10 protein-coding genes are annotated in these 9,796 nt (G+C 65.6%); 5 read left to right on the forward strand and 5 right to left on the reverse strand.

Annotation, left to right across the window (positions count from 1 at the left end; all coding sequences use genetic code 11):
- Positions 1-107: 107 nt before the first annotated feature.
- The 5 genes from ABZ855_RS47825 (at position 108) to ABZ855_RS47845 (ending at position 5,678) form a co-directional block, all read left to right on the forward strand.
- Positions 108-854 carry a hypothetical protein gene (locus ABZ855_RS47825; RefSeq protein ID WP_360820209.1) on the forward strand — a complete coding sequence of 249 codons (747 nt, stop codon included), beginning with the start codon at positions 108-110 and terminating at the stop codon, positions 852-854.
- On the forward strand, positions 838-1,611 hold the full coding sequence (locus ABZ855_RS47830) for a hypothetical protein (RefSeq protein ID WP_360820212.1): 774 nt from the start codon (positions 838-840) through the stop codon (positions 1,609-1,611). Before ABZ855_RS47825 ends, ABZ855_RS47830 begins: the two co-directional genes overlap by 17 nt.
- A gap of 190 nt (positions 1,612-1,801) precedes the next feature.
- Entirely contained in the window at positions 1,802-3,178 is a 1,377-nt protein-coding gene (locus ABZ855_RS47835) for a hypothetical protein (protein ID WP_360820215.1), read from the forward strand.
- A complete protein-coding gene (locus tag ABZ855_RS47840) occupies positions 3,175-3,741 on the forward strand; it encodes a hypothetical protein (protein ID WP_360820218.1) in 567 nt (188 codons plus the stop codon). The genes ABZ855_RS47835 and ABZ855_RS47840 overlap by 4 nt, the downstream gene beginning before the upstream one ends.
- A complete protein-coding gene (locus ABZ855_RS47845; protein WP_360820221.1) occupies positions 3,738-5,678 on the forward strand; it encodes a hypothetical protein in 1,941 nt (646 codons plus the stop codon). The genes ABZ855_RS47840 and ABZ855_RS47845 overlap by 4 nt, the downstream gene beginning before the upstream one ends.
- A gap of 72 nt (positions 5,679-5,750) precedes the next feature.
- Here ABZ855_RS47845 and ABZ855_RS47850 read toward each other — a convergent pair whose 3' ends face one another.
- From ABZ855_RS47850 to ABZ855_RS47870, 5 genes are all read right to left on the reverse strand, one after another.
- Positions 5,751-6,062 (reverse strand): hypothetical protein, encoded by a 312-nt coding sequence (locus ABZ855_RS47850; RefSeq protein WP_360820224.1) that lies wholly within the window; start codon positions 6,060-6,062, stop codon positions 5,751-5,753.
- A gap of 124 nt (positions 6,063-6,186) precedes the next feature.
- Complete coding sequence (locus ABZ855_RS47855; RefSeq protein WP_360820227.1) at positions 6,187-6,960, reverse strand: hypothetical protein; 774 nt, start codon at positions 6,958-6,960, stop codon at positions 6,187-6,189.
- Entirely contained in the window at positions 6,957-7,670 is a 714-nt protein-coding gene (locus ABZ855_RS47860; RefSeq protein ID WP_360820230.1) for a ParA family protein, read from the reverse strand. The genes ABZ855_RS47855 and ABZ855_RS47860 overlap by 4 nt, the downstream gene beginning before the upstream one ends.
- A 179-nt stretch (positions 7,671-7,849) precedes the next feature.
- A complete protein-coding gene (locus ABZ855_RS47865; RefSeq protein WP_360820233.1) occupies positions 7,850-8,419 on the reverse strand; it encodes a helix-turn-helix domain-containing protein in 570 nt (189 codons plus the stop codon).
- Complete coding sequence (locus ABZ855_RS47870) at positions 8,416-9,753, reverse strand: transcriptional regulator (RefSeq protein WP_360820236.1); 1,338 nt, start codon at positions 9,751-9,753, stop codon at positions 8,416-8,418. The genes ABZ855_RS47865 and ABZ855_RS47870 overlap by 4 nt, the downstream gene beginning before the upstream one ends.
- Positions 9,754-9,796: the final 43 nt, after the last annotated feature.

Raw genomic sequence — 9,796 nt, forward strand, 5'->3', positions numbered from 1 at the left:
GGCGACGGCCACCACGAAGTAGACCCACTCAACAGACCGGGGTCGGTCCCATTACATGAGCCGACCCCGGGAACATTCCGTGAGCGCCCACAGCATGCGACCTGCTGGTGCTTGCCGCAATCGACGACCGCGCCGGGGCTCTGGCCCGCAGCGCCTACCGCAGATGGGTCAGGGACACGGACACCCTCAGCGCGGACTTCAAAGTCGTCCTCATCCGCGCCTTCCAGCGGCTGGCCACCATCTATCCGACCAGCATGCTGAGCAGAATCGCTGAGCTGGCCACGCCGGTCGATCAGAACGCCGTACACAGCGACGAGGTCACCGCCGCCATCAGCCAAGCCCTCAACAGCCTGTGGGACCAGGACGACCAGCGCCCCGCCATCCACAAGCAGCTCACCCAGTGGGCCGGGGACCACCGGAAACCCCAGCAGGCAGCGGCACAAAGCACGTTCGCCTACCTCGCCGCCCGCCGTACACCTGACGGACCCGCTCTCCTGACGGACGAGCAGATTACGACGGTGTGGCTCAGCGATATGTGGCGCAACGCTTTGCCTACGGACGACTGGTCTCCGATCGCGGCCCAAGCGTTTGGCTACTGGATGCAGACAGCTCTCGATATTTCGGACCTCAGTTCGACGATTCAGCAGATCTTCCTGAGCGCGGTGCACCGCCCCACCGACCCGCACTACAGCGCGCGACGCATGATCGCCATGCAGAACCTGCTCTTCAGCTGGATCCCTGCACCGCCGTCGCCGCAGCCCAGCGACGCCGCCCGCCTGCGCGACGAGCTATCGACCCGAATGAGGGCCCAAGACCCCGCCGCACCCCCTGACCCTCATGCGCCGCAACCGTGACCGAACGGGCTGGCCCGCCCTGCGGGCCGGCCAGCTCACCGACACCGACAACCCGTACGCGCTTCCCAGCGACGCCTCCGGTTACCACTTCCATGCACACCTGACCGGTCGATGGGAAGAAACACCAGCCGCCCGGCACCACCAGGACCCTCGCGCGGCTGCCATTCACCATGCTCTTGAAACGGCCCGCGCCGTGTCGGGCCTGTATCCCCTGACGGAACACCAGGCGGCCCAAGCCCATATCAACAGCCGACTGGGTACGTCACACGACCTCGTCGATGCTCCCGTCCGCCTCCTGTGGGCCCGGGTGCAGCTGACAGCTGAGAGCTCAGACATCGAGGCGGTCGTCTGCCTCCAGCGCCGGATGCACGACAATGCCCTTACCGAGCAGACGAACCGACAACGCCAGTACCAGGCAGAGGAATTACACCGGGCCTTGTCCACGACGCCCACACTGGCTCTCGCCTACTGGCTCATCCACCAACCCCAAGCCGCCGACCGCAACACCATCGACGCCCTGAGCCAGCTGACACGAGAAATCACCGCCTACGCCCCGCATACCGCTTGGGTCCAAGTCGCTCACCTGCTCCAGACCTTCGTGCAGGACCTCGACACGCCCGCCCGCATGAACCTCGTCGACAGCCTCGCGCAGATTTTCACCCGCTACGACCAGCCACAACTTGCCGACCACCTGCGTTCCATCGCAACGCAGGTCCAGTCCGCCAACGGGCACCTTCCAAGCAGCCCGCCACGCTAGCCATGCCTGGTGCGCGAAATATGGCGTCTGGCGGGTCGGCTGCTGTTGATCTTCCAATGCTCTCCGGTGACAGGAGTATCGGCGTGCTGGGGTCGGTGGTTCAAGAGGTGCACGGCCATCGGTCGCGGAGTAGGACTTGACCGTGAGCCGTTGAACACAGAAAGTTACCCCTGTGATCCGGGGGGTGTAATTGGACGCGAACGCAACGGGCCCGACCGCTGTTGAGCTGTTCTGGACGGTGCCGCAGCCGGACGACGCAGGCGCGCAGACCGCCGATCTCTTTGATTGGCAGGCAGCGATGGCCACCGCCGACAGTCTGTCTCTCTACGAGACTGCGCTCGATAGTGAAGGCCGCCTTGCGGCGGACAACGCCTGCCGCATCGTCTGCGAACGCCACGAGGACTGGGCGGTCGTGGTCGATGACGACGTCGAACTGGTTTCGGCAAAGCATCGCGATGCTCCGTACGGCGCTTACACGACCATCAACCAGCTCGCGGACGACGGCGGAATCGCCCACCTGTTCAACCGATGGCACACCCTGGGCGAGAGGCCCACCTGTCGCCTTGTGACCACTCCCGGACTCGCAGGTGCCGCTCAAGAACTGGCCGCCACAATCCAGAGCCTTCGCACTCTGCGCATGAGCGGTCTTGCCCTCGCTGTCGCTGCAGAGCACCAGAAGCCGGTCAAGGACTTGTGCCGGTGCATACGGCAGCACACGAAACCGGAGCGTCTCCCAGCCCTCTGGAGTGAGAACAGCAATCCGAAGGAAGCGACAGAGGAAGAACAAGCCCAGGTCGCCCGCTTTCTCTCCATGCTCGTCATCGACCACACCCGTCTCCCGCGGGGCTTCGTGGCATACGCAGCGGCCAACATGTACGCCAAATCCGTGCTGGAACGAGTTCGCGTAGACGTGGCGCCAGACCCGGTCTGGCAAGCTGTTCACGACCTGATGCGTGTCCGGATGAGAGCGGCTGGGCCCATGCCCAGGGGGAAGCTCCCTGCTGTCCTCGCCTACAAACCCGGCACACCGCTGCCGAGTACTGCGGACTTGGAGCGCGCGGACGTCAGTCGCATCGTCTCCATGACGGATATCGACATCGCAATCCGAACGGCAATCGCCAATCCGCGAGGCTTCCAGCCGCTCGTCGCCCAGCCACGTCTCAGCCGTCTGGCAGTCAAGATGGCCGCCGGTCACTGCGGCGACAACAGCATCGAACGGGCAGAAGAACTGCAGCGGGAGTACCGGGACTACTGGCGCCACCGACTCGACGGGGACCCCGCTGCCCGCGCTGAGCAGGCCAAACTTCGCCGACGCCTGCACCGGGTGAGTGACGAGGCCACAGTGGCGACGTCGAACGCCACCGTTCAAGGCCAGGCACTTTGGCAAGAGGTTCAGCGGCGCGTCGATGCACTTCCGGAGGAGACTCTGCCCGTAGGAATGGATGGAGACCTCGCCCTGGGGGGCATCTGCGACCTCACTAGCCAGTGCAAGGTGTGGTTCAGTGAGCGCTTCGACGTCGACGCGGAAATCACGCGCCTCCGAGCCCAGCGAGAGGAGGCATCATGAGCCACGATGCCTTCGAACTGGCCTTGCTGCGTGAAGACCTGGCCTACCACCAGGCTCGAATCCTGTTGCTCGTAACGGCTGTCGCTTCCATGCCCGGACACCAGAACAAGCTCGACGGCCTCACCAAACTGGCGAAACTCGACTTCCTCGTCCGCTACCCCGCGCTCGCACCGCAGATCCTCGAAGAACTCCAGCCCGAGGATCCACGGCTACACCTCACCCCAAACGACGATGCGCACCCCACGGATGTCGAAGCACCCATGACGCGTTACAAATACGGCCCCTGGGACGATCGCTACTACTCGGTGATCGGCGCTCTCGTCGGACGAGGGCTACTCGCCTACCGGCGCGGTCGACAAGGAAGCGTCGCTCTCGCCCCCACATCGGCCGGCAAACAACTCAGCAGAGACATGTCCGCCACGAACCAGTGGGCGCCTATCAACGATCGGTGCCACGCAGTCGCCGAAGCATCCTCCGGACTCACAGGGAACGCCTTGAAGGACCGCATCTACCAGCGACTTGCGCCGCTCATGAACCGCCCCCACCGGCAGGTGATCCGATGAGCACGCCGTTCCGGATCAACGCTGTCACTCTCGCCACCACGGAAGGCGAGGTCAACTACCAGTTCGCTTCCGACCTGACCGTACTCGCCGGACCGACCGGCGTCGGCAAGACCACCCTGCTGGAACTCATCAAGTTCGGCTTCGGCGGCGACGCCAGGCTGGCCACCGTCGCCCAAGAGCACGTCAACGACGTCATCCTCGACGTCACCATCGGCGCTCAAAGGCTGCGCATCGCGCGCAGCCTCGACAGCATCAAGCGCAAGAAAGCTCGCGTCACCGACCTCACTACGCAAGAGCGACTCCCGGACCATCACATCGGCACGGCCCAGCCCAGTCTCAACACCCTCCTGCTCACCGCTCTGGGCTTCCCCGACGACATGAAGGCCGCGGCATCCGGGCAGAGCACCAAAGCAGGCAGCCGCATCACCTTCAACGATGTCCTCTCCGTTCTGTACCTACCGCAGTACGAAATCAACATCGACATCGCCAACAGCAGACAGAGCTATCTGGAACCCAAAAGGAAGATTGTCTTTGAGCTAATGTTCGGGCTCACTGACTCTTCGATTCTGGATATGCGCTCTCAGGTGAATGTGCTCAAGGGAAAAATCGCAACGGAAACTGAGCAGTACAAGGCGGTACTCCAATTCCTGCGCGACAGTGCGACTACGCAAAGAATCGAGGCTCAAGCAGCTCTTGAACGGGCAATTGCCACGGAGCGCGAAGCGGAGTCGCAGCAGGCTGTACTGCGCGATGAGATCGATCCCGTAGTCGATCGCCATACCCAAGTCATGCGCGACCTGCTCACGGAGGCAGAGCGCAGCCTTGCAGATGCCCGTGCCACAGTGAAAGAGCTGCAGCGCCAGAAAAATGAATGTGCGCAGGAGCAACGACGCGTCCAGTCGGACCTGGATCGGCTCAACAGAATGCGCGACGCAGGCGAGCGACTCGCCAATATCGAATTCCTTGTCTGTCCGCGATGCATGCAGTCACTGTCGGAACGAGAAGTGCCCGCAGACGCCTGCCGCGTCTGCCTTCAGCCGGATCCCGTGGAGAACTCTGGCGAGCAGGACCAATACGAGCTGCGCCAACTGACCCAGCAACTCGAAGAGATGGATGACCAACTTGCCTCTCTGACACTGGGCATCAGCGAAGCGGACGACGCGGCAGCGGGCAGAGACAACCTGGTCCAAAAACTCACGGCAGAACTCGACAGCCGGACCGCTGACCGTGTCACTCCCAGGCTCCAGGCATACAGCGACGCCACCGAACGCCTCGCCACAGCCCGGGCTCAGCAGCAGCAACTCGAAGGAGTGCTGCGCCAATGGGACCGCGTCAACGACCTGGAAAACGCAGTACAGGAACTGCGCACTGAACAAGAGCGTCTCCAGGCCCGGATCGACCAATCCGTACAAACGCTGGCGCACCGGAGAACCGAAATACTCGACGAGATCTCGGAAGAATTCCAGGCAGCGGCCGCAACGCTTCGCATTCCAGGCGTGCAGACAGCAGAAATCCATCGCACCAACTATTTGCCAGTCCTCAACGGAAAAATCTTCTCGGACCTCATGCCTCCCGGTGGTGGCATGATGACGGCAACCCAACTCGCGTACTGGACTTCGCTCCTGGCTGTTGCGCTCAGAAACCCGGACGTCCCCTACCCGGCATTCCTACTCATCGATACACCCAGGCTGGCTCTCAATACGCCCAATGACGCTCTGGCTGCGGCACTTTACCGGAGGCTAGTAACGTTGGCCGACGCAAACCAGAGAAAAGTGCAGTTTATTATCGCTGACAACAATCTGCCAGCCGAGTATCGAAGCGACTACGCCGAGTTCGACTTCGAATATGACAGCCCGACGGTTGCGACAATTCACCACCCGGGTTTGTCGAATGTCAAGACAATCGGGAATCCAGCGGAGAGCTCGCAGAATCCCTGAGCTGCAACAAGAGCCGATCAGGACCAGAGTTGACTATTGGGCGATTTTAGGGCAAGTGATCACGCTGCCCGGTCATGGCCTTTCCAGCCTGGTAGAGACAGGGTCGGGCGGGTAACCCATTGCGCGGAGCCACGTGTCGAGGGCGAGGGTGACGATGTCGCCATGGGGGAGGTTGGCATCGGCGTTGTAGCGGCGGATCCGTCGTTGGAGTTGGAGGGCTTCCGGGACGGCGTAGTTCAGCTGTCCGCGTTTGCTGTGCCGGTTTCTGATGATGTCAAGGGTGTCCGGGTGCGGTGTCAGAGCGGTGTCGGGCGGTTGGAACTCTGAGTCGAGTGCATCAGCGATTTCACGCAGTCGGCGGGCGTAGGGAGAGTGATCGGGCATGAGCGCTGCTCCGGTGGACCGGCTAGGCGGATAGCTATCCGCCTAGCTGCCTATTCGAATAGTCGGCACGAGGGGCGGCCGCACCCCTACATGGGGGCGGCCACCTCGTCGACCGCGGTCGGACTTAAAATCCGCGGGCGGTGAGCCACTCGTCCAGCGCGACGGAAACGATGTCGCCGATGGGCAGGTGGTCGAGTTCGTTGTCCAGCGCGAAGCGCTTGATCCGCCTCTTCAGCTTCAACGCGGCGGGGACCGACGAGTCGAGACTCTCGCGCGTGATGATGCGCTGGTTGAGGACGACGGCGGCCTCGGGGATGTTTTCGGGACGACCAGGACCGTGGGCGTAGGGCGCTCCCTCACTGGGCGGCTCCTGCGGTCGAGTGTCCTGTGCCTGCTGGGGTCCAGGACCTTCGGGCCTGAACGGGAACGCCGTACTGGCCGCCGCCGGAGGGACCGCCTGGCGGACGGCGACCTCGGCAGTCGGCGCCGTGCCCGAAACTGCGGACGCGGCGTGGAACGGGCTGTGCAGCCCATCGAGTTCGGCGGACTGAGCGGGCTGGCTCCCAAGCGCTCCAGACTGGGGAGCCGAGGCCACGGACGGTGGCTGCCGCTCGGCCAGGCCGTCGGCGGAATCCGTCCCCGCCTCGGCAGTATCGACGGTCTGCGCCAGATCCTGAGCCTGTGCCTCGAAGGCCGCCGCAGGAGGAGCGTGCTGAACCCGCGGTGTGCCAACAGCAACCCCTTCGCTCTGGTCGGTGGCCTGTTCGGCGGCGAACTGTTCGGGCGTGAGCTCAGCAACCGGGGGAGGGGGTGGCGGGGTTGTCTTCTTGGCCCCGCCCAGGGCACGCCCGCCGGTGCGGCGGGCCGGCGGCTTCGGCCGCTCGTTCTTCTCGCTCATGCGGTGAGTTCCTTCATCAGGTTGGCGTACTCGCTCAGTTCGGTGGGGACCTCGCCGAAGGCCTCCATGTAGTGCACCCAGGAGTGGATGGTGGTCTCGGCGAGCGGGAACGGCTCGTCGCGGTCCGGGCCGATGCCTTCGCCCTGGGCGGGCTCCAGCAGCTGCTCCTTCGCGCGGCTGGGCAGGCTGGTGCGGTCGTCGGCCTTGACCATGACCACTTGGGCGGTGACGCCGTGCTCGTTGCGGGCGGCGGCGCGCTCGGCCTCGTCGAAGGTGGCCACGAGCTTGCGGCGCTCGATCTTGGTGGGGGCTACCGGTACGAGGAGGAGGTTCGCCTCGGTAACAGCCTCGTGGAAGATCCGGGCGCTGCCGCCGCCGGCGTCGACGACGATCGCGCCGAACTCGGCGCGCTTGGTGCGGATGTACTCGGCGATGTCGTCGAACGGGTACCGCTCGATGACCAGGTTCTCGGGGATCTCGAAGCCGGCGGCCTGGGCGACCTTGAACCAGTCGTAGGCGGACTGGCTGGTGGCGTCTGCGTCCAGCAGCAGGGTCGGCAGGTTGAGGACGACGGCGTAGTAGAGGGCGATGAACCAGGCGGAGGTGGTCTTGCCGGTGCCGCCCTTGAGCATGCCGACGACGATGACGAAGGCGTCCCAGGCGCTGGCTGTGGCTGCGGCCAGGGTCTTGGTACGGGTGTTCTCACTCACGTGTGCTTGATCTCCTGAATCGGGAAAGGTGCGTTGACTTGCGTGCGTCGGTGAGTAGACCGACGTTCGGTGGCTGCTGAGCGGAGGCAACGGAGGACCCCGAGCAGCGCCGTATTCGGGCTGGCCTGTGATCGGTCCCGTGACCTGCCGGGCCGGGCCAGGGACCCGTGCGGGGGCGCTCACGACCGCTTCCTCGGGGTGCGGGCCGGGCCGTGGTTGTGCTTGGGCCGCATACGGGTGCCCGCTTGGTGCAGGAGCCGGTAGACGGTGCCGATGGAGTAGCTGCACTCCGCGGCCAGGTCCGGCACCGTGGCGCCGGCCTCGTACCGCGCCCGCAGGGACTCCGCGAGCTTTATGCGCCGTGCGGTAGTGGCTGCGGAGCGGATGCGCAGCGTCTGCTGAGTGGTGCGAGGCGTGCCACCGGCCTCGATCAGCAGCCGCCGAGCGACCCGTCGTGTCACGGACCCAGCCGCAGCCAACTCCGTGAGGGTGGCGCCCTGTTGCTCGTAGAGGCGGCGCAGGCGGGCCGCGAGGTTGCGGCGGGCTTGCCCGTCGCGGAGCCTGCGGGTCTGCCACGAGGTGCGCATCTCGGTCCCGGCCTTGTGCAGCCGGTTGAGGACCGTGCCGTACGACAAGCCACTGCTCGCCACGAGTTGGTCCACGGTGGCACCGGACTCGTACTGCTCACGCAGCGCTTGCCCGGTGACCGGGTCGCTGTGACTGGCCGCGGGTCGATGGGATGGGTTCACGCTGCGGACTCCCATTCACTGAGGGCTTCGGCATGGGCGGCGGCCAGCTCGTCGTAACTGCGCTGGTCGGCGGGGGTGATGAGGATCAGCCGTCCGTCGGTGGCGATCCGCCAGTCGGGAGCGGCGCGGCCGGTGACCGGATCGAGGACACAGCCGTCCGGGGCATGCCACGCGGCGGGAACCTCGTCGGGGCGTGGCGTGGGAACCACGACCTGGCGCTCGTCGCGGACGATCACCACGGCCTTGCTGCGGTGCTCCGACAGCCGTTCCAGGGCCTTCTGGTACGCCGCGCGCTCGGCGGCGTGCAGCGCCTTGCGCCGCGCCGCGCTGCCCGCGGTCCCGTGCTGTGTCGCGACTGCGTCCCAGCCGCGGGCTGGCTCGGCGATCTCTTCGGCCGCAGCCTCCGGAGGGTGGTCACCGAAGCCTTCCAGGGCGCGAGGAGCGAGGGTCCAGGTCTCACCGCCGTGGTGGACGAGGCCGTGGTCGGCCAGGCGCCGCAAAGCGCGGTAGACGGTGGCGCGGGAGACGGAGGACGAGCCGACAAGCTCGGCGACCGTCTGCGCCGCACGGGCGTGCAGTGCACCGATGATCACCAGTGCGGCGCTGCCGAGACCGCGGTGGGCGAACGCGTCGTGACCCATCAGATGGCCGATGACGGTGGAGTCGAGGTCGGCCGTCGTGCCCGTCTCAGGGGTGAACCACTCCTCAAGTGCCAGGTCGGGGGGGTACTGAGTGGTTCGGAAACGAGATTGCGCTACGGGGATGCTGTGGCGGTCGGGGCTGCCCTCGGCGAGATACCAAGACGAGCCCTCGCGGCCGTGGCCGACTCGAAGACGTCGCAGCCAGCCCCGCGGTTTGAGGACGGTCTCGTAGACGACCCGGAGGGTGGTGCGGGATATCCCCGCTTCCTCCGCGGTCTGCCGCTCGCTGGCGTGGTGCAGGGGACCGCCTGCGATCTCGGCGAAGTTAAGATGCGCCCGCAGGACCCGCAGCGCGGTCCGCCCACGTTCCCCACGCCAGGGAGTCGTCTCGATGCGGTCGCGCAGCGCGGCGAGAACCTCGTACGCGTGGTGCCGCGATTCCAGCATCGTCGTGCTGCTGACCGCGGCCGAGGCGCTGACCCATACCCGACCGATGTAGGCCAGGGCACGCGACTGCCCGGACCGCAGCGCGATGCTCCGGGCGTGCCGCCCGCCCTCGTGCTCGGGATGCAGCAGCAGCCGCGTCAGCTGGTCGACGGTGCCGCCGGCGCGGGCGACGTGGCAGGCGATGGCCGCGGTGATGAACCGCTCCGGGTCTGATGGAGGCTCGATTCCCTGAGAGGATCGAGCCATGGCACGTCCGTCCCCCTACCCGCCCGAGCTTCGTGAGCGCGCG

The sequence above is a fragment of the Streptomyces sp. NPDC047042 genome (assembly GCF_040644035.1).
Taxonomy (GTDB): Bacteria; Actinomycetota; Actinomycetes; order Streptomycetales; family Streptomycetaceae; genus Streptomyces.

Bases quoted from the DNA above. Each gene is read 5' to 3' on its own strand.
- ABZ855_RS47830 (WP_360820212.1), top strand. From the start codon at position 838: ATGCGCCGCAACCGTGACCGAACGGGCTGGCCCGCCCTGCGGGCCGGC.
- ABZ855_RS47840 (WP_360820218.1), top strand. From the start codon at position 3,175: ATGAGCCACGATGCCTTCGAACTGGCCTTGCTGCGTGAAGACCTGGCC.
- ABZ855_RS47855 (WP_360820227.1), bottom strand. From the start codon at position 6,960: ATGAGCGAGAAGAACGAGCGGCCGAAGCCGCCGGCCCGCCGCACCGGC.
- ABZ855_RS47850 (WP_360820224.1), bottom strand. From the start codon at position 6,062: ATGCCCGATCACTCTCCCTACGCCCGCCGACTGCGTGAAATCGCTGAT.
- ABZ855_RS47845 (WP_360820221.1), top strand. From the start codon at position 3,738: ATGAGCACGCCGTTCCGGATCAACGCTGTCACTCTCGCCACCACGGAA.
- ABZ855_RS47870 (WP_360820236.1), bottom strand. From the start codon at position 9,753: ATGGCTCGATCCTCTCAGGGAATCGAGCCTCCATCAGACCCGGAGCGG.